General features: G+C 65.4%; 25 protein-coding genes. All 25 read left to right on the top strand.

Annotation, left to right across the window (positions count from 1 at the left end; genetic code table 11):
• Window positions 1-15: 15 nt before the first annotated feature.
• The 25 genes from AT302_RS15190 to AT302_RS15070 all read left to right on the top strand — a co-directional run bounded on the left by AT302_RS15190 (window position 16) and on the right by AT302_RS15070 (window position 19,180).
• A complete protein-coding gene (locus tag AT302_RS15190; protein WP_058379140.1) occupies window positions 16-1,218 on the top strand; it encodes a terminase small subunit in 1,203 nt (400 codons plus the stop codon).
• A gap of 7 nt (window positions 1,219-1,225) precedes the next feature.
• Window positions 1,226-2,800 carry a hypothetical protein gene (locus AT302_RS15185; RefSeq protein WP_058379139.1) on the top strand — a complete coding sequence of 525 codons (1,575 nt, stop codon included), beginning with the start codon at window positions 1,226-1,228 and terminating at the stop codon, window positions 2,798-2,800.
• Window positions 2,801-2,810: 10 nt separating this feature from the next.
• A complete protein-coding gene (locus AT302_RS15180) occupies window positions 2,811-3,644 on the top strand; it encodes a hypothetical protein (protein ID WP_058379138.1) in 834 nt (277 codons plus the stop codon).
• 80 nt (window positions 3,645-3,724) lie between these two features.
• Window positions 3,725-4,543, top strand: a complete 819-nt coding sequence (locus AT302_RS15175) for a hypothetical protein (RefSeq protein ID WP_058379137.1) — start codon at window positions 3,725-3,727, stop codon at window positions 4,541-4,543.
• Between the two features lie 12 nt (window positions 4,544-4,555).
• Window positions 4,556-5,356 carry a hypothetical protein gene (locus AT302_RS15170; RefSeq protein WP_064675090.1) on the top strand — a complete coding sequence of 267 codons (801 nt, stop codon included), beginning with the start codon at window positions 4,556-4,558 and terminating at the stop codon, window positions 5,354-5,356.
• A complete protein-coding gene (locus tag AT302_RS15165; RefSeq protein WP_058379136.1) occupies window positions 5,353-5,841 on the top strand; it encodes a hypothetical protein in 489 nt (162 codons plus the stop codon). Before AT302_RS15170 ends, AT302_RS15165 begins: the two co-directional genes overlap by 4 nt.
• Window positions 5,842-5,852: 11 nt before the next feature.
• Window positions 5,853-6,191, top strand: a complete 339-nt coding sequence (locus AT302_RS15160; protein ID WP_058379135.1) for a hypothetical protein — start codon at window positions 5,853-5,855, stop codon at window positions 6,189-6,191.
• Window positions 6,192-6,193: 2 nt separating this feature from the next.
• Window positions 6,194-7,261, top strand: coding sequence for a hypothetical protein (locus AT302_RS15155; RefSeq protein ID WP_058379134.1), 1,068 nt, complete (start codon window positions 6,194-6,196; stop codon window positions 7,259-7,261).
• 4 nt (window positions 7,262-7,265) lie between these two features.
• On the top strand, window positions 7,266-7,811 hold the full coding sequence (locus AT302_RS15150) for a hypothetical protein (protein ID WP_058379133.1): 546 nt from the start codon (window positions 7,266-7,268) through the stop codon (window positions 7,809-7,811).
• Between the two features lie 292 nt (window positions 7,812-8,103).
• Window positions 8,104-9,786 carry a hypothetical protein gene (locus AT302_RS15145; protein WP_058379132.1) on the top strand — a complete coding sequence of 561 codons (1,683 nt, stop codon included), beginning with the start codon at window positions 8,104-8,106 and terminating at the stop codon, window positions 9,784-9,786.
• Window positions 9,787-9,813: 27 nt separating this feature from the next.
• Window positions 9,814-10,464, top strand: coding sequence for a HeH/LEM domain-containing protein (locus tag AT302_RS15140; RefSeq protein WP_058379131.1), 651 nt, complete (start codon window positions 9,814-9,816; stop codon window positions 10,462-10,464).
• A 15-nt stretch (window positions 10,465-10,479) separates the two neighbouring features.
• Complete coding sequence (locus AT302_RS15135) at window positions 10,480-12,177, top strand: hypothetical protein (RefSeq protein WP_058379130.1); 1,698 nt, start codon at window positions 10,480-10,482, stop codon at window positions 12,175-12,177.
• A 40-nt stretch (window positions 12,178-12,217) separates the two neighbouring features.
• Window positions 12,218-12,904 (top strand): hypothetical protein, encoded by a 687-nt coding sequence (locus AT302_RS15130; RefSeq protein ID WP_058379129.1) that lies wholly within the window; start codon window positions 12,218-12,220, stop codon window positions 12,902-12,904.
• Between the two features lie 66 nt (window positions 12,905-12,970).
• Entirely contained in the window at window positions 12,971-13,795 is an 825-nt protein-coding gene (locus tag AT302_RS15125) for a hypothetical protein (protein WP_058379128.1), read from the top strand.
• A 14-nt stretch (window positions 13,796-13,809) separates the two neighbouring features.
• Complete coding sequence (locus AT302_RS15120) at window positions 13,810-14,583, top strand: hypothetical protein (protein WP_058379127.1); 774 nt, start codon at window positions 13,810-13,812, stop codon at window positions 14,581-14,583.
• The gene (locus tag AT302_RS15115) at window positions 14,567-14,794 is read left to right on the top strand and encodes a hypothetical protein (protein WP_058379126.1); all 228 of its coding nucleotides are present in this window, start codon (window positions 14,567-14,569) and stop codon (window positions 14,792-14,794) included. Before AT302_RS15120 ends, AT302_RS15115 begins: the two co-directional genes overlap by 17 nt.
• 2 nt (window positions 14,795-14,796) lie before the next feature.
• Window positions 14,797-15,156, top strand: coding sequence for a hypothetical protein (locus tag AT302_RS15110; protein WP_058379125.1), 360 nt, complete (start codon window positions 14,797-14,799; stop codon window positions 15,154-15,156).
• 1 nt (window position 15,157) lies between these two features.
• The gene (locus tag AT302_RS15105) at window positions 15,158-15,766 is read left to right on the top strand and encodes an N-acetylmuramidase family protein (protein ID WP_058379124.1); all 609 of its coding nucleotides are present in this window, start codon (window positions 15,158-15,160) and stop codon (window positions 15,764-15,766) included.
• A 19-nt stretch (window positions 15,767-15,785) separates the two neighbouring features.
• A complete protein-coding gene (locus AT302_RS15100; protein ID WP_058379123.1) occupies window positions 15,786-16,031 on the top strand; it encodes a hypothetical protein in 246 nt (81 codons plus the stop codon).
• Entirely contained in the window at window positions 16,028-16,441 is a 414-nt protein-coding gene (locus AT302_RS15095) for a hypothetical protein (RefSeq protein ID WP_058379122.1), read from the top strand. Before AT302_RS15100 ends, AT302_RS15095 begins: the two co-directional genes overlap by 4 nt.
• Window positions 16,438-16,710 carry a hypothetical protein gene (locus AT302_RS15090; protein WP_058379121.1) on the top strand — a complete coding sequence of 91 codons (273 nt, stop codon included), beginning with the start codon at window positions 16,438-16,440 and terminating at the stop codon, window positions 16,708-16,710. Before AT302_RS15095 ends, AT302_RS15090 begins: the two co-directional genes overlap by 4 nt.
• An 82-nt stretch (window positions 16,711-16,792) precedes the next feature.
• Window positions 16,793-17,293: a hypothetical protein gene (locus AT302_RS15085; protein WP_058379120.1), complete on the top strand. Its 501-nt coding sequence runs from the start codon at window positions 16,793-16,795 to the stop codon at window positions 17,291-17,293.
• Window positions 17,293-17,676, top strand: a complete 384-nt coding sequence (locus AT302_RS15080; protein ID WP_058379119.1) for a hypothetical protein — start codon at window positions 17,293-17,295, stop codon at window positions 17,674-17,676. Before AT302_RS15085 ends, AT302_RS15080 begins: the two co-directional genes overlap by 1 nt.
• 2 nt (window positions 17,677-17,678) lie before the next feature.
• A complete protein-coding gene (locus AT302_RS15075; RefSeq protein ID WP_058379118.1) occupies window positions 17,679-18,575 on the top strand; it encodes a hypothetical protein in 897 nt (298 codons plus the stop codon).
• A complete protein-coding gene (locus tag AT302_RS15070; protein ID WP_058379117.1) occupies window positions 18,572-19,180 on the top strand; it encodes a hypothetical protein in 609 nt (202 codons plus the stop codon). The genes AT302_RS15075 and AT302_RS15070 overlap by 4 nt, the downstream gene beginning before the upstream one ends.
• Window positions 19,181-19,189 lie beyond the last annotated feature (9 nt).

Raw genomic sequence — 19,189 nt, 5'->3', positions numbered from 1 at the left:
GAAGACGAGATCCGTATGGCTGCACCCCCGAAGCTCTCCCCGCAGAAGTGGACTGCTGTTCGCGCCAAGTGGGAGAACGACCCCCGCGACGGCTACACCTGGCTGGTGGCCGAAATGGAACTGCCCGTCTCCGCGCCTGCCGTGCGCAAGCGCGCGACCGCCGACGGCTGGCTGAAGAAGTCCCCGCTGCACCTGCCGGGCGAGAAACCTACGCCCGAAACCATCGAAACCAAAGCAAAGACCGGCAAGAGCGGGAAGCCGAAGGCAAAGGTTTCTGGCCGCATGGTTTCCGAGAAGGGCGAAACCATCGCCGGAGAAACCATCGAAACCTTGCCGGCTACGACCATGCAGGCCGTGGAGCGCGACCCGGACGAGTTCGGAGTGTTCGCCGACCTGACCGACCAGCAAGAAATCTTCGTGCGCGAATACCTTGTGGATTGGAACGCATCGGCAGCGGCAATCAGGGCCGGATACAGCCCCAAGAGCGCGATGACGCAGGGCTGGCAGCTTCTACAAAATCCGAAGGTGAGCCAGGCCATCGTCACCCTCGCCACGGCCCGCGCCCGCCGGCTGGGAATCGACGGCGACGAACTCATGCGCCTGTGGGCCGCCATCGTCACGTTCGACGCGAACGAAATCTCCCAGCTTCGCCGGGTCTGTTGCCCGTACTGCTGGGGCGAGGGCCATGCCCGGCAATACACCCCGTCCGGCCTGGAAGAGGCCAAGAAGAAGCACGACCGGGAGCGCGCCCGCCGGAAGAAGGCGGACAGTGCCGACGACATCGGCGAGTTCCCTGACTACACCGACGCTTGGTATGACAAGCGCAAGGCCCCGCACGAGGACTGCCCGGAGTGCCACGGCCACGGCATCGAGGAAGTGTTCTTCAACGACACCCGCAACCTGTCGCCGGCGGCGCGCCTCGTCTATTGCGGCGTCAAGGTGGGCAAGGAGGGCATCGAGGTATTGATGCTGTCCAAAGAGAAGGCGATGGACAACCTGGCGCGCGCGCTGGGCCTGTTCAAGGAGAAGGATGTCGAGGTCAATATCAACATGGTGTCGGGCGAAGACCTCTACCGCATCTACGAGGACAAGATGCACCAGGCGCGCACGCGGCAGGCGGCGGTGCTGTCCGAGCGCGGCCTGATCGAGGATGCCACGCCGGCGGGCGGCGGTGAGGACGGGCAGCCGCTGCAAGAGCCGGAATCCACGGGCAGCTAGGCGCATCATGGCGGCCAAGAAGAGGAACCGGAACCTGCTGGAAGACCCGCGCTACGCGGAGTTCGTGGAGCGGTATCACGCCGACCCGCTGCGCTTCGCCGTGGAGGTGACGGGCTTCATGCCCAGCGCCGACCAGATGGATTTGTTCCAGGCCATCACGCCGGAGAATGCCAAGGTGTCCGTGGTGTCCGGCACCGGCACCGGCAAGACGGCCAGCTTCGCGCGCATCGCGCTCTGGCACTTGCTCTGCTTCCCTGTGGCGGTCTATGACGGCAAGGTGGAGGTGGGCAGCAACACCTACATCGGCGCGCCGTTCATCCAGCAGGTTGCCGACGGCATCTGGAAGGAAATGCAGGATGCCCGCATCGCCATCGCCAACGGGCCGCACGCCTGGCTGAACGACTTTTTCACCATCACGAAGACCCGCGTGCATGTGAATGGGTTCGCCGAGCAGTGGTTCATCACCCAGATCGCAATGAAGAAGGGCGAGGCCATCGGGGTAGCGGGTAAGCACCGCTACTGGCAGCTCATCATCATCGACGAAGCAGCCGGCGTGTCCGACGACCACTTCGACGTGATCGACGGCACCCAGACCCAGGGCGGGAACCGCACGCTCATGGCGTCGCAGGGGGCGCGCAACGCTGGGCGCTTCTACGATTCGCACCACACGCTGAAGCGCGAGAACGGGGGAAGCTGGCACGCGCTGCGCTTCAATTCCGAGCTGTCGCCCTTCGTCACGACCCAATGGCTGCGCGAGCGGGCGAACGAGAGCGGCGGGCGCAGTTCCGTCGAATACCAGATCCGCGTGCTGGGCCTGTTCGCCCAAAGCAGCAGCAATGTCCTTCTGACCCGCGCCGACATCGAGGCCGCCTTCGAGCCGCGCAAGCTGATCGCCGACGACGAACCCTTCGGCCTGGTGGTGCTGTCCGACGTGGCCTTGGGCGAGTACCGCGACGATTCGGTTGCCATCGTCGCCAAGATCATCGGCGACACCGACCACGGGCCGGACGCGCGCCGCGTGGAATACATCGAAATCCCCATCGCGGCCAACGACAAGAACGAAATCGACCTGGCCGGCGACCTGGTGAATCTGGTGGGCAAGCTGTCCAACGCCACGCTGTACGTGGATGCTGGCGGCGTCGGCGCGACCGTGTGCAAGCTGATCGAGCGTTCCGGCGCCACGGTGGTTCGGGTGAATTGGGGCATCCCTTGCTTCAAGAACGAATACAAGAGCCGGTTCTACAACCTGCGCGCGTGCGCGATGGTGCGCTTCCGTGATGCCGTCCGGCAGGGCCGCGTGGTGCTGCCGCAGGGCATTTCCAAGAAGCTGCGCGAGAAGATCATCGACCAGGGCTCCCGGCTGCCGTACCACTTCAGCGAGGCCGGCGGCCTGCGCTACGTGATGATGTCCAAGGAGGACATGCGGCGCGAGGGCATCAAGTCCCCTGACTTGATCGACGCCATGAGCTTTGCATACCTCGAAGGCGCTACCTACATGGTGAGCGACAGCGCCGGGGAATTGACGAACAGCCTGACCGACGAGGTATCGAAGAAGGCCGCCGAAATGTTCGCCGACGTGTAGGAGAAACCCGATGATGAAGGACGCAATTACCCGCATCTTTGCCGTGGCCGTCACTGGCCTGGCCGTGTCTATGGCCGTCGTGAGCGCATGGCAGCGCGCCGGCGCGGAGGTGGATAGATGGCTGCTGGCCGGGCTGTCGTCCGTGATCGTGCTGGCCGTGCATCTGCTTCCCGCGCTGCTAGGCCGCTTCTCCCGACTGGTGGTCTGGCCGGTCTGGTGCCTTTGCTTCCTGGCCGCGCTCTGGGGGCATATCTGGTTCTTCGCCAATGCCAGCCACGGCGCCGCCGAGGGCCGGGCCGCGTCATCCGCCAAGGCCAGCGCCATGCAGGAGCAGCGCGCCGCCATCGAGGCCGAGCTTTCCCAGAACAAGGCCCGCTCCGCCGCGACCGTGGCGGGCATCCTCGCCGGCACGAAAGACCCCCAGCGCCGCGTCGCGCTGGAAATCGAGCTGGCCCAGGGCAAGAGGGCGAACGACCTGCGCGCCCGGCTGACCGCGCTGACCGACCAGGAAGCCGCCGGGGCCGAGGTGGATCCCGTGGTGGCGCGCGTGACCGCCGTGACCGGCCTGCCCATCGAGGCTTTGAATACGTGGTCTGGTGTGGTGATCGCCATGCTGCTTGAGGTGCTGGGCTCCCTGCTGTGGGTGGCGGCGCTGGCCGGGCAGACCGTCGCGCGGCACGGCCAGCCGGACGACGCCGACATGGTGGAACGGCTCTACGCGGCGCTGGAAAACAGCGAAATCAGCCCGACCGCCGAGGACGTTTGCAAGTTCATCGGCGGCTGCAACCACGATACCGCCCACCGCCTGCTGCGCGGCCTTGAGGTGAGGATGAAGACCAGGTAGCCCGCAAGAACGGGAAAAAGCGACCCTGCCCGGCGACGCCCACGACCTACCATCAGGCGAGTGAAGAAAGGGGGCTCCCCATGCAAACCAACGTCATCACCTACAACCTGAAAGAGCGGGGCCGGCAGTATCGCGGCAAGGAGCGGCATTTCAACATCCGCGCCATCGTCGCCGCCATCAACGGCCCGGCCTGCCAAGAGCGCGTGCGCAACCGCGACATGCAGGGCTACTACGGCCATTGGCCGCGCATCAAGTTCGGCCTGAACCCTGCCGAGGGCGGACTGGAAGGCGGCAAGCCGTCCATCGTCGAACCGGCCCTCGTGACCACGCTACTGCGCGCGCACGACGACGGCACCATCGAGCATCAGGCCGAGTTCCTTGATACCGATTCCGGCCAAGTGGCCGCGAAGCTGTACGCCAGCCGCACCGGCGGCTTTTCGTCCGCCATCGACCAGACCCGGCCCGAGTTCTTCGGCTTCGACTACGTGCTGGAACCGAACTACAGCACGAACCGGGGCTACACCTTGGACGACGTGCGCGACATGACGCTGGACGACATCGAGGCCGCCATCTACGACGAGCAGTTGCGCGGCATGGCCCATCTGCTGGACGCCGCGAATAGCGAGCGCGAGCGGGCCTGCGAGGTGATCGAGCGGTTGAGCGCCGAGAACGAGCAGCTTCTGTCCATGCTGGCCGCCAAGGGCATCGACGCGGGTGTGGCGCTGGACGCCGCCGGGATTGCCCCGCTGGTGCTGGCCGGTGGCGTGAGCGAGCGCATGGCGCGCGACATGGCCGCCTTCCATAGCGCCGGCGCGCTGCCGCGTTTCGTGGAGCCGAAGCAGGAAGAGCCGCCCGCCGACCCGCTGTATGGCCGGCTCATCGGCAAGTTCACCCGCTGATAGGCCGCGCCCATGCTCCAACCCGTCAAGGAAGCCTTCGGCCTGTTCATGGGCCGTTTCTACGCGACCCTCGTCCCGACCACGAAGCCGCTGGAAAGCTACGTCACGCGCGGGGTGGCAAAGAGCATCGCCTGGGCGCCGTCCCGCATGATCGACGCTGCCGAGGACATGCTTTCCCTCTGGATGCGCAGCGACATCCACGACGCTCCCACGCGCCCGCCTGACATGCCCGCCATCCTCGTTGCGCTGGCGAAGGACTACACCCCGACGGGGCGCGACTACACCCGCCAGGTGGCCGACCGGGAAATGGTCATCATCCCCACCGACCCGAAGGAGCGCATGTTCGGCCTGCGCGCCGTGGCTGGCGACATCCGGGCGCAGATCGTCATCTTCGCCACGGACGAACCAACCGCGCATTCGCTGGCCGCGCAATTCGGCCTGTTCCTCGATGCCACACCGAACCGCCGATTCACGGCGCGCTACGCCTTCGCCAGCCAGCCGATGGACTGGCCCGTGCAGGTGGAGCTTCCCGACGTGCCAGCCATGAACATCCCGACCGAGGCCAAGAACCTGACGGTACTCGCCATCGACATCACCCTGCGCGCGGAAATCCCGCTCTTCGACGCTCCCAAGGCTGGCGAACCGAACGACGGCAAGGGCACGCCGGGCGACGCTGCGGATCCTGCCGGCTACCCCGTGGTGCAGCAAATCGGCATCACCAGCCGCGAAGCCGGGCCGAACGGCGGCGCGACCGACATCCGACCCTACGGCGTGTCCGCGCCTGACGCCGGCGGCGAAGGGGGCGGGGCATGATCCAGATTCAGGCGACCTTCACCGGCTACGGCGGCCAGCCGTGCAGCCTGTTTTCAGCCTACGACACCGACGCCCGCGTGCTGGTGGTGAGCGCCGAGGCCGGATACCGCGCCGACCGCCGCGAGGGTTGCACCATCCTGACCAACGTGCCGGACATTACCCGCGACAAGCTCTTCACCGATGCCGACCTGCTGCCTGCCATCGCCGCCTTCCAGTCCCTGAAGAACGGCGTGGCGGCGGACGGAAAGGCCCCGCGCCTGGTGTTCGGCGACCGGGCAAACCGGGCGAACCCCAGCAATGCCATCGAGCAGGACGGCATCGAAACCAGCGGCCCCAAGTACCGCATCAACGCCAGCGTGACGTGCGCGCAGGTGGCCGCGCTGGCGACCTGCCTGTACGCCTTGCGCTCCGACACGGTGGAAAGCACCGTCCGCATGGCTGAAGCCTTCCGGCACCTGGCCGGGGGCGGCATCCTGACCATCTGAAAGGCCCGGCCATGCTCGACCAAGACACCCGCGCCGCCAAGTCCTTCTACCGCGAAGTCCGCAAGTTCGCGGAGAGCGTCAAGCCCTGGGACACTACGGCCATCTACTACGAGACGAAGCCGGACGAAGCCCTCGACCTGACGCTGGTTTCCCAGCGCGTCTATGGCCGCCGCGACGAATACCTGACGGTCATGGCCGCCGCCGGCCTGGACAGCATCGACCAGCCGCTTCCCCAGAAGCGCATCGTGCTCCCGAACGAGGGCCAGCTCATCGCCATCAAGCGCCGCGTCGGGTTTGAATCCATCGCCGACCTGCGCGAAGCTGGCGCGCCGTCCTGGGCGGGGGCGTAGGCATGGCGACCAAGAAGCCCACGGGCCGATCCAGTGGTGGTTCCAGCCCCAGCGGCTGGCTGCCCAAGCTGCGCGGCTCCGCGACCGACCAGAAGGCCCGCGCCGCCGAAGATGCCGCCCAGCGCCGCGCCGCCGGCGAATCTCCCAAGTCCGTCATCCTCAACGCCAAGGACGTGCAGGGCGAGTACGACGCCCACCGGATGCTGATGACGACGATGGGCGGGAATGTGCGCCCCCTGACGCATGACGACCTGGCGCAGTTCCGCCACAACGTCCGTGTCGCCCAGGGCCGCTACAAGGGCGGCATCCGCGCCCGGCAGGTGCTTGACCTGTCCCTGCCCGATGACCGCGCGCGCGCCAATGCGGAGATTCGCACCGCCGTCCCGGTGGCCGCCTACGGGAGCAAGGTGCGGTTTATGACCAACGCCGGGCCGAACTCCGACGTGTCGCACCACCACGTCATCGTCGATTTTCTGTCCTACGCCTCCGCCGCCTCCGGTGCGCGCGGGGATGGTAAGAAGTCGGCGGCGTGGATGCGCAAGGAACCGCTGCGCATCGAGTGCGACTGCGGGCGCTGGCGCTACTGGTTCCGATACATCGCCACCATCGGCAAGTTCAACGCCGGGCGCGACGAGACGGGCTACCCGAAGGTGCGCAACCCGAACCTGCACGGCGTCGCCTGCAAGCACATTCTGCGCGTCATGGCCGAGGTGGAATCCTCACCTTCCATCCAGAACTTCCTCGCCCGGCTGATCGACAAGGCCCGCGCCCAGGACAACAACCGCGTGAGCGTGCAGATGTCCCAGGAAGAGGCCGAAAAGCTGGCCGGGAAACCTGCCGCCCGCATCCGCGACGTGGAAGCCACCATGCGCCAGCGCCAGCGCGCACGGGAGCGCGCCGCGCTTGTCCGAGCCGCCAAGAAAGCAGCGCCCCCACCGCCGAAGAGGAAGGCGACCGCAACCCGCCGCGCCGTGCAGTCGTCGGCAAAGACCCTGGCCGCCCAGTTCGGCATGACGCCCGATCAGGTGATGAAGCTGCTGGCCCAGGCCCAACAGAATCAGAAGGGATAGAGCGATGCTCAACAACGTGCCCGAAGCAATCAACCGCATGGCCCGCAATGTCGTGGTCAATCACCCCAACGCCTTCAACATCCAGCTTTTCCGCAAGAGCGTCACGCGCTCCGGCGCCGGCGAGGAAACGGTGGATGGCAACCCGACGCTGGGCGGCCTGGCCGTGCTCAACACCGGCGACGAAGAGCAGTTCGAGTACGCCTACGTCGGCAACGGCTACGCCTTGCCGGCGGATCCCTTCGGGGCGTCGCCGATGATGGACAGGAAGGACGCGAACACGGGTGGCATCGACGAGTTCCGCTTCCTCATCGAACCGGAAGGCCCGTCGGGCAGCGCGGAGTGGTTCGACGTGCGCACCAACGACGTGATCTACGTGCTGCTGGGCGACGGCCCGAACCCGGCGCGCATCGCCTTCGAGGTCGTCGGCTACGAAACCACGTCCAACATCCCGCCATACACCACCCGGTATGTGACCAACCGCCGCGACGACCTGCACCTGCCCGCCGGGCCGGTGGAAGACATTGAAGACGGGGCGCCGGATGAACCCTGAACAGCTCCACATCATCCCGCTGGGCGACTTTCGGGAGCACGAGGTTAGCGATTCGTGCTGGTGTCGCTCGACATCCGACGAGGACGAGCCGGGCCTGTTCGTGCATCACGCGATGGACGGGCGCGAGCAATTCGAGAGCGGCGAAAGGCTCCCGTCGTAGCCCCCCTTGGACGGGGTAGTAGAAAACCGGAAAAACCGCCTTTGGCGTGATTTTGCGGCCCGGAGAATGACCAGCAGTCGGCTACCAGTCGGCATTTCCTGTGTTTGAACTTCTCCGAAAGGACACGAAACCATGACCAAGCGCATCCAACAGGATTACTTCAAGCGCGAGACTGCCGAAGTATCCAATTTCATCACCTCCCTGAAGGACAATGCCGCCCCGAGCGGCACCTTCGATTCCGCCGCAGCCGCCGACTTCATGGCGACCGCGACGAGCCAAAGTTCGGGCGTCAAGATCCCCGAAACCCTGCAAGCCGTCCTCGACGACTGCAAGGATGAAGGCGAGAAGGAGCGCGTCACTCGCGCCATCCTCGACGGCGTGAAAATCTACGAAGAGCAGCACGGCATGACCGTCCCCGCTGACGTGGCCGAGCAGGCTCTGCACCTGGCCTACGCCACCACCAGCGAAGCCAAGCGCAAGTACGGCGCCGCGCTGGATTCGGCCTCGTCCGTCCATCACGACCAGGGTTCCATCCAGCCGAACCGCGCCGTGGTGTCCATCCTGACCACCTTCGCCGAAGCCATCCCGTTCGCGCACTACCTGCCGGCGGACATCGGCTCCAACGAAGCCAAGCTCGCCATCGTGAGCCACCAGGCCGGCAACACCTTCGGCGCCTACGCCCAGAACGACCTGCTGGACGGCACGCACTCCGGCGGCGCCTACGTCGGCGCGTCCCGCGTCCATACCACCACCCCGGCGACCGCTGACGGCACCGTGGGCGGCAAGCTGACCGTCGGTCAAGCCACCAGCGACACCTGCGACCAGGGCGCTACCGGCGTCAAGCTGCTGCGTGGCCGCTCGCAGGTGTATGTCAATGGCGTGCTTGCCGCCCAAGAGCCGATCAACAGCTCCGGCGCCGGCAACTCGCCGGTCAATGGCAGCATCACCATCGCGGGCACCACCTACGTGATCGGCGGCACCATCAACACCGACACCGGCGTGTATGCGCTGACCACGACCCCGAAGATGCCCGACACCATCCCCGTGACGGTGGAAGGCTTCATCGACTTCGAGCGTGACCCGAGCGTTACCCCCTCGATCATCACGTCCGTCAGCACCTTCCCGCTGTACGCGGCCCCGTGGCGCGTCATCACCCGTCAGAGCATCGACGGCCGCACCCAGATGGCGAACGAACTGAACCTGGATCCGTACAGCGAAAGCATCATCGCCATCCAGAACCAGTTTGCCAACGAGCGCCACTACAACGTGCTGGCGAAGGCCCGCCGTCTGGCCGCGAACAACCAGTCCACCTACAACTTCGACTGGGCGAACCGTTCGACGCAGCTCAAGCGCAACGACATCTGGCACGACTTCGGCGCGGCTCTCGCCAATGCGTCGCAGCAGATGGCCGTCGATACCATGAACCACGGTATCACCCACCTGTATGTCGGCAAGGACATCGCTTCGCAGTTCCTGACGCTCGCCAACGACATCTTCGAGCCGTCCGGTATCGCCGTCCGCCCCGGCATCTTCCGCGTGGGCCGCCTGTTCGGCCAGTACGAGGTGTACTACACCCCGAAGGAAGTGGCCGAAACCGCCAACAGCGGCAACATCCTCTGCGTGGGCCGTGCTACCGACGTGGCGCGCAACCCCATCGTCCTGGGCGATGCCGTTCCCCCGACCGTCAAGCCCCTGCTGGCCGGCGATGACCTGCGCGAAGGCGCCGGCTTCTACGCCCGCAACTTCACGGCGGTCAATCCGCACGGCCCGTCTTCGCTGGGCTGCGCCACCATCAACGTGACCAACCTGCGCTAATCGCCCAGGCCGGAAAGGAGCACCAACATGACCAAGATCGTCAAGCTGGGCGCTCCTTCCCTCACGGGGAAGGACGCCAACCAACTGGTGGCCGAGGCTTTCGCCGACGCCAAGTACCCGCTCACCATCACGGTGAAGAACCACATGCCGCGCGACGTGGTTTTCCCCGAGGTGCCGGGCCTGTTCCTGAAGCACGTCGCCAACGACAAGGAAAGCGCGAAGACCGTCAAGGTTGCCTCGCACGACCTGTTCCAGCGCGTGGCTTCGAGCATCGAGCAGATCGCCGAGCTCAACCGCTACAAGCTGGCCGTGACCATTTCCGACGGCGCTATCCCGGCTGAAACCGATGGCGATGCCAGCGGTGAAGGTGCCGGCGGCACGGGTTCGGGCGAAGGCACGGGCGCCGGCGGCGAGGGCGGCGAAACCATCGTCAAGAAGCCGTCCGAAGGTCTGTCCTACGACCAACTCAAGGACGCACTGAAGGCCAAGGGCATCGAGTTCCAGGCCAATGCCAAGAAGGCCGACCTGGCCGCGCTGCTGGACGCCGCTCCTGTCGCCCCCGAGGGTGACAAGACCGCCGACCCTGTTGCGCCGACCGGCGATGCCAGCGGTGAAGGTGCCGGCGCTGCCGGTCAAGAAAACGGCGCTGCCGACGGCCAACAAGCCACCGGCGCGTAATAGAAGGGAGAGGCCATGAGTACCGCTTTCGTGCGACAACTCGGTGCGGAATCCGGCGTTCAGCTCAACCCGCTGCGCGACAACTCCGAGATTCCCGCCGGTGATAACTCCGACCAGGTGTTCGGGATCATGATGCGGGCCACTCGTGGCCGTATCGACAAGCCGTTCGCCGTGGATCGCGGCAACGTGTTCAAGAAGCTGGGCAACGGCGAGCAGGTGCGCTTGTCCGCGCTCAACGAGGCGTGGGTGCATGTCGTGGAAGCCCTGAACAAGGGCGCTTACCAGGCCATCATCCAGCGTCTTTCCACGACCTCCGCCGCCATCAAGTGGCTGGTGGTGGCCGTCGAAATGACCGCCGGCGACCCGGCAGCCGAGCCGCCCGTGGCTCCGGCCCCGACGGGCGACTTCACCTACACGGTGATGACCGAGGACGCCTTCGAGGAACTGGAAACCCCGTTCCTGTTCGCCGTCAAGCACCTGGAATGCCACAACGACGGCATCCAGATCGAGTTCCGTGCCGAATCCGTGCAGGACGCTGGCCTGGATGTCGCCAACGACAAGCTCACGCTGCGCCTGCGCGACAAGGACGACAACCTGCTGTACGAGTTCTACGGCTCGCTGAAGTCCGATTCCAAGGACGACTACGGCAACTCGAACTACCTGCCGGACGTGGCCCAGGGCCAGACCGATGCCGTCGAATTGCAGACCGGCGTGCTGGGCGCTGCCGCCGTCATCGCCGCCGGCTCCGAAGCCTACGGCTACGACACCAACGGGCGCCAGCAATGGGCGAAGTCCGGCGTGCAGGTGTGCTTCTCCGAAGGCGGCACGGCCTACACCACGCAGGACTACATGGGCGCGCGTGAAAAGCTGCAATACACGCAGTTCGATTACGCCTATATCTCGTCCGGCGGCACGCAGGCCCCGGCGCTGCTGGCCCAGCTCGCGCAACTGGCGTTCGACACGAACCGCCAGCTCCGCTTCGACATCCCCGGCAACCTGTCGGTGGAAGCGGCCATCGCGTTCGTCAATCAGCTCAACATGGGCGCCAGCCAGACCGCGCACCTGATGCACGCCTTCTGGGCTCCGCTGAAGTCCGACGACCCGACGGGCGTGAATCCCAACGGCTACTTCGGCACGGCGACGCTGAACATCGCCTACGCCTGCGGTCGTAACGCCCAGGTGAATGCCAAGGGCTTCGCGCCGAAGAACTACCCGATTGCGGGCCGCGAATGGGCCATCCAGCGCGTGAAGATTACGCAGACCGTCAAGCTGCGCGACCAGGACTTGAACGCGCTCGCGCGCGCCAAGATCAACCCGGTGGTGTACGAAACCTACACCGGCGGCGGGCGCTACGTCTTCCGCGATTCGCTGACCTGCGCGCTGGTCGAATCCAGCCTCAAGAAGCTGATCGCGGTGGCCGACATGAGCACCAGCATCGACGAGGCCGTGACGCGCGCTGCGAAGGACAACCTGCAACTGCCGATGGATATGTCGGTGAAGAAGACCAAGGACTTCCTGCAAACCCTCTTCGAGGGTGCGGAGGCGTCCAAGTGGATCGTGCCTTCCAGCGAGCCGGAAATGGGCGGCAAGGCGTTCGTGTATGACGTGCGGCCCAATGAAATGCGGCCCTACGAAGACATGGATGTGACCTACGCCCTGCGCTACGACGGCACGAACCGCCGCACCTTCGTAACGCAGACCTTGAGCAAGTAACCGCCACCCGCAAACCGTATAGAGGAAAGGAAGCAAAACCATGAACGTGACTGAAATGCTGCGTGGCGCGCTCAAGCGCCCGGATCCCGCTGCCAAGAAGACGCTGGACAGCGCCGACGACAAGGAGCCGAAGCTGTCCGGCGCCGACGACTACACCATCGCCGACATTTCCGTGTCGGCTGTGGCCGCCGTCCAGCAATGGGCAGAAACCGACGACCTGGACGATGGCGAAAGCTACGCCGACCGCCTGATGGCTCTCTTCGTGGGTATCGCCGATGCCAACAAGGACGGCGACATCACCGAAGACGAGCAGGGCGTCCTGCAAGTGGCGCTCAACACCGCCTGGGACTACCTCGTGAAGTGCGGCGTGTCCGAAGAGGACGCCGGCGCGCTGCTGAACGACTGGGACGGCGAGGCCGCCGACCGCGTGCGCGACCTGGTGGCATCCGTGCTGCCCGATGGCGAAGACGGCGCCGGCGATGACATCGACGCCTTCGTGTTCTCCGACGACGACCAAGAGCCTGCGCTGGACGCTGCCTACCGCAAGAAGGTGGTCATCCGTGGCGGGAAGAAGGTGCGCATCAACAAGCGTATCTCCGGCCACGTCCGCCTGTCTGCCAAGCAGAAGGTGGCGATCCGCAAGGCGCGCATGAAGAGCCATTCCGCCGGGGCGATGATGCGCCGCATGAAGTCCATGCGCATCCGCCAGCGCGCGGGCCTGAAGTAAGAAGTTCTCCTTGCCATGATGGGGCCTTGGGCGCTGCTGCGAGAGCGGTAGCGCCCTTTTTATTCTATGCCAAACATCCCTTCCATTCTCCCGCCCACACTGGTAGGCGGCGGCCTGTCCTCTCTCTGGGACGGGCTTTCGCCGCACCTGATCGCCAGCTTCTACGAGGTGGTCAAGACCGGCGACGATTCCTGGGGGCGCACCTCGCAGAGCGACGCGGCCACCGTGCTCGCGCCGCTGACCGAGGCGAATATGGAAATGGTGCTGAACTGGCAGAGCCCGTTCGAGCAGGCCGGGCCGGAATCGAAGGCCCCGGCGCTCATGGCGATGCTTCAGTCCGGCGCGCTTCAGCCCATCGTCGATGTCATGCTGCCCGGCAACAAGTCGGGGACGAAGACGGAGGGCAGCGCCCAGCAGAAGTCCAACGACTTCCTCAAGCAATTCGAGGGGCGCACCGGCATCACGAAGCTGAACAGCACGCAGGTTTTCAACGGGATGCCGCCGGTGAAGATCCAGGTGGTGGCCCTGTTCCGCGCTTGGCGCGACCCGGCAAGCGAGGTCGAAGCCCCGTTCAACAAGCTGATGGAGTGGGCCTTGCCCATCGAGCTCTCGAAGGATGGCTCCCTGCTGGCGCGCGCCGCCGAGACGACGAAGGGTGACATGGGCTATGTCGAAGCCCTGATGCCGTCGAAGTCGCCCACGCGCGTCGCCATGAAGTTCAAGGGCCGTACCTACTCGCCACTGGTGATCGAGTCCATCGGTATGCCCATGAACTCCCCCGTGGATGCGAACGGCCAGTACGTCGAGCTCGCCGTGCCCATGACCCTCTGCACGCTGACCGCCCTTGACCGCAAGGACTGGGCGAATTCCCAGAAAGTCAGCCTCACGTAGGAGCACCAGACCCCATGATCTACTTTCCCCCACTTCGCACGCGACGCTTGACGCTGCAACTGCGCGAACTGTCCATCGGCGATTCGCTGGCCCTGGCCGCCATGCCCGGCCACATGGAAGAAGCCAGCACCACGGCCTTCCTGCGCGCTGCCGTCGATGCGTCGAAGGGTGGCGTCGATGACCCGGCCCGCTGGACGGTGCAGGAGCGCATCCTGGCCGTCTGCCACTACCTTTCCGCCACGACCGAGGACGGCCCCGACTTCTCGCTGGGCGCGGGGCGCTACTCGGACTACCTGCAAGGCGAAGCCGACATCCAGACTTCGGTGCAGGCCGTCGAGGTGGGCGAGGTCGGCGGCGACACCTGGCACGTCCGACACCTCACCGGCGCGATGGCTGAATCCATCGAGCGCATGGTAGGCGAGGTCGAGGGCCTTTCTGGCCGTCTGCACTGGTTGTTCGGCGCGATGGCTGCGCAACTACTGCGCACCGGCGAGGAAGCGCCGGAGGCCGCCGACGGCGAGGGCGCATTCGACGAATACCTGCTGTCGCGCGTGCGCGTGCTGAAGGGCTACCCGGACAGCGACTTCACGCGGCTGATGGGCTTGTACCTGGAAGGCCGCGACAAGCTGCACCACTTCTTCAAGCTGGAATTTACCGAGGACGGCATCGTGGCTATGCCGAAAGGAGGGGCGGCAAGCAACTTGCCTCCGGCCCGATTTCCGGTTCATTCCTGTCTCTCCCGAATGGCGCGCGAGTTGGTCGGAAAACCTGATGGGGACGGCATCTAGCCTCACCCTATATTCATCCACATCACTGAACGAAGCCTTGGCGATGCAGCCCAGCGTCGCTAAACGGTTCTTCGAGGGTAAGCCCTTCGAGGACTGGAAGAAAGGAAAGGAAGCCGAGTTGAAAACGCAAGCCGCAACCGTTGATCGCCTGAACACCGTGATTCGCTCCATTGGCAATCTCGGGAAGGTGCTTGCCCGTCGGAGGATGTAAGGATGCTGGACGGACTTCCACCCGAACAGAAAGCAGGCGGCATTGCCGGCCTGGCGCTGCTGGGCTTCACGATCCTTCGATGGATTGGCCTTCGCGTCAGCAAGGATGCTGTGACCCTCAAGGCCGACGCCTCTGACCGCGACGCCTTCACCCGCTTGCAGAAGCGCGTGGAGGACTTGGACGAACGCCTTGCCGAGGTCGAGGCGGCGCGAAACCACATCTTCGGCTTCGTCACGAAGTGCATGGCATACATCAGTCGTTGCGAGTGCGATGGCGTAGAGCCGCCGACGCGCGAAGAGTTGCAGCGCGACTACTACGACCTGATCCAGGGCATGACGGACAAATTCAAGAAGGGTGGCTGATATGGCGACGCCTGAATCCAAACGACTTATTCCCGCCGACTTCCAGAAAGCCGCGCTGCTGCTGTCCGTGCCCGTGGCGGCGGTGAAGGCCGTCACCGAAGTAGAAAGCCGTGGCTCCGGCTTCTTCGACGATGGCCGCCCCGTCATCCTGTTCGAGCGGCACATCATGTACCGCCGCCTGAAGGACGCCATCGGCCCGCAACTGACCGAAACCTACGCCAAGAGCCACCCCGGCGTCGTCAATGCGACGCCCGGCGGATACCGTGGCGGCGTCGCCGAGTGTGACCGCCTGGACGAGGCGGCGAAGATTCACCGGGCCTGCGCGCTGGAATCGGCGAGCTGGGGTCTGTTCCAGATCATGGGCTTCCACTGGCAACTGCTGGGCTACGGCTCCGTGCAGGAGTTCATCAATGCCATGTACCGGGACGAGGCCGCACAACTGGACGCCTTCGTGCGTTTCGTGAAAGCGAACCCGGCCATCTGGTCGGCGCTGAAGGCGCAGGACTGGGCGAAGTTCGCCAAGAACTACAACGGCCCGAACTACGCGGCCAACAAGTACGACACCAAGATGGCCGCTGCCTTCGAGCGGCACGACACGGAACTTGCCTGACGGCAGAAAGGGGCATGATATGTCGCTCAAGGATCTCATCACCGACTACGACGGCGAGACGCTGGAAACGGGGCGGGTTGCCGCCATTGTCGGCATCGCCGCGTTCATCGTCCTGGCTGCGTGGGGCGTGATCGCCCAGGGCAAGGACTTCGACATGCAGGCGTTCGGCATCGGCTTCGGCTCCCTCGTCGGTGGCCTGGGCGTGTATCTCATGGGCGACAAGAGCAAGCCCAAGGAGCACGCGCCGGGAGGCGAGGCGCAATGAACCCGCTCAATCCCTTGCTCTGGAAGGCGCTGGGCGTCATTGCCATGATCGCCGTGGGTATTGGGCTTGGCTACAAGGCCACGTCCGCCTACTACTCGCCCAAGGTGTCCGCGCTGGAAACGCAACTGAAGGCGGCCAACGACCGCGCCGATTCCTTCGAGCAGTCCTACAACGCCGTCGCCGTCGCCGCGCAGAAGCAGAACGACGAACTCACGAAGCTGGTTGCGCAGGCCGCCGAGCGCGAGCAGCAGGCCAAGGCCGCCGCCGACAAGGCGAAGACCGAATCCGCCGGCTACCAGGCGCAGGCCGCGAGCATCTTGCAGTCCCAGCCGCCAGTCGGCGCCAACGAGTGCGCCGCCGCGTCCGCCGCGTTCGACGCCGAACTGAAGACCGAGCGAGGGAAGCCATGAAGACCGTCATCCTCACCATCGCCCTTGCTGCGCTGACCTGCCTTGCCGGGTGCGCCGCGCCCGCGCAGCGCGCGCCCGACGTGCAGCAGGTGCTTGTCCCTGTTCCTGTCCCGTGCAAGGTGTCCGCTCCGACGAAGCCGGCCTACGCTGTCGAGGCGCTTCCGCTGGGCTCCACCGTCTTCCGCCAGATGGCGGCCCTGCGCGCAGAGCGCAAGCAGCGCCAGGGCTACGAGGCCGAGCTGGAAGCGGCCATTCTGGCTTGTCAGTAGGCGGAAAACTGCGCCGGGTGCTGGGCAGGGCGTGCCATACAGTGCCTATGTACGTCTCTATCCCCTACGAAAGGACAACGACATGACCGTTTCTACTTCTGCCCTTTTGAAGGGGCACTACGACGCGACCCGCGCCCTGGGCGCGAAGGCCATTTCCAGCGACTTCTCCCTGGAAATCGAAGGCTTCGAGCAAAGCTGGCTCAAGTGCAAGCAGTTCCCGTGGCCGCAGACCGCGCCCGCCGGCGAAATCGAAGTGCCGATGCCGCTGGGCTCGATGATGTACCAGGCCCAGCAAATCAAGATCGCCCACCAGGGCCAAATCTCCCTGCTGGAAGATGTGGCCGGCAGCGTCGATCAGATGCTGGTGAATCTCATCGCCAAGGGCGGCTACTTCAACGCCAAGGTGTACGAGGGCACGCCGCAGCAGTACCTTCGCGTCAAGCGCATCGTCGATTGCTTCATCCAAGTGGATGACCCCGACCGCGACTGGGAGAACCGCTCGCAGGTGCTGATGATTACCGGCACGGCGTTCTTCCACTACTTCGGCGAAATCGGCGCCGGCAACTCGAACGACTACCGCTAATGACGACGCTCTCCGCGCTGGCTACGCAGTTCGCCACGCAAGAGCGCCCCGCCGGCAATCTGCTGGACGAGGAAACGGTACTTGCGCAGGCAATGGCGGCTACCCGGTTCTATGCCGGGTATGCCGTCATCCGCGCGCGCGAGAACGCCGACCCGGTGCCGGCCATCAATGGCGACCTGGAAATCACCGACCCCGAATGGGCGCTGATTCGCCCCCTGTTCCTGCTGTACGTCGAGCGTGAGACGGCCTTGCAGCTCGAAGCCTCGCGCGGCATGGGTGTCGATCCCTTCGGGCGCAGCGCCAGCGAGATTGCTGGCGACATCGCCCAGACCGAAGCGGAAATGCCGCATAGGGCTTTCTTTCAACCCATCCTGACGGTGTAGCCGTGATCGTGACCTTCGCCGACGGTAAGCAGCTTCGCGGCGACCTCATCAAGTCCGCCACGCTACGCTCCGACCTTTCCCCTATTCCCCTGACGCTGGAAGCCGAGATCCGGGCCGGCGACGACGGGCTGGACAAGCGGTTGGCCGAGGGCCAGGTGTTGAACGTCGGAGGCGACGCGCTGCGCATCGTCAAGTCCAAGCGCATCGCCGGGCGCTCTTCCCAGGGGCAGCGTGACATGGAGGCGTACAGCGTGACCGCGCTGCTGGATGCCTGCCAGGGCGCGGCCTACGTGCGCCAGCGCGCCATCATCAAAGAGAACGCCTCGCTGGCCGCCATCTATCGGGCCGCCGGCGCGACCATCAATGGCGTGGATGCCGACTTCCCCGTGCCGCGCTTCTATTGCCCCGTGGGCGACACCCCGACCTTCCATATTGCCCGCGTGCTTCAGGAAGAGGGCGGCGCGGTGCGCTGGAAGAACGGCAAGCTGCAATTCGTCCGACTGGGCGACCTGTTCAAGCAGGCCACGGTGCTGACCCTGCCCGACAACACCAGCGAGGACGTGGAAAGCGGCTTCCTAGAACGGCATACCGTGCCCTGGTTCTTCTCGCTGGCCGCATCCGGCGCGGCTGTGTTCGGCAACCGCGACAAGCCGCGCGCGGTGCGCTACTCCCCATTCAAGGACGCCCAGCGCCTGCGCAACATGACGCGCTGCCTGGTGCATCGCAAGACCTCGCGGACAACCATGCGAGGGAATGTCGTGGCCGGCGACCTGATCGCCTACGCCGGCGGCGCGAAGCTGGCCGTCATCACGGCGGCCCACGTCTTCGGCAGCGGCACGGACGACGGCGGCCAGCAGGAAGCCTATACCCGGCTCTGGGTGGGGAGCCTCGAAGAATGAAGGCGGGCGAAACCTACGGCTTCTGGCCTGGCCGCTATCCCGCCATCGTGCGCGGCTACGACGCGGGCGCGCGCATGTGCCGCGTGGAGATTCCGGGCCTGACCGACGGCGGCGACGTGCTGCCGCTGGCCGAGATCGAGTATTCCCTGGGCGACAAGTCGCGCGCCGGCGCGAACGCTACCGAGGTCGAAATCACGGCGGGCGATACCGTCTGGGTGGCGTTCATCGGCGGCGACGCCCGCTACCCCATCATCACCGGCTATCGGAACCCGCAGGCAGGAAATTCGACGGGCTGGCGGCGCTGGCACCATGCCAACATGGAGTTGCTTGCCGATGCGCTGATGAACCTGATTGCGCAGGGCGACGTGCTCATCAAGTCCGGTTCCCATGTGACGGTGCAGGCCCCTTCGGCCACGGTGCAGGCGGACGATACGCACGTCACCGGAAACCTCACCGTGGATGGCGCCATCGTCGGCAAGGGCGGCTTGGCCGTTTCCGGCGGTTCTGGCGTTTCGGTCGAGGGCAACATCGGCGTGCAGGGCAACATCGACGCATCCGGCACCATCATGGACGGCGGCGGCAACAGCAACCACCATTCGCATTGAAAGGAAACA

It is taken from the genome of Pandoraea norimbergensis (genome assembly GCF_001465545.3).
Classification (GTDB): domain Bacteria; phylum Pseudomonadota; class Gammaproteobacteria; order Burkholderiales; family Burkholderiaceae; genus Pandoraea; species Pandoraea norimbergensis.
This window is presented reverse-complemented; position numbering and strand designations above follow the sequence as displayed.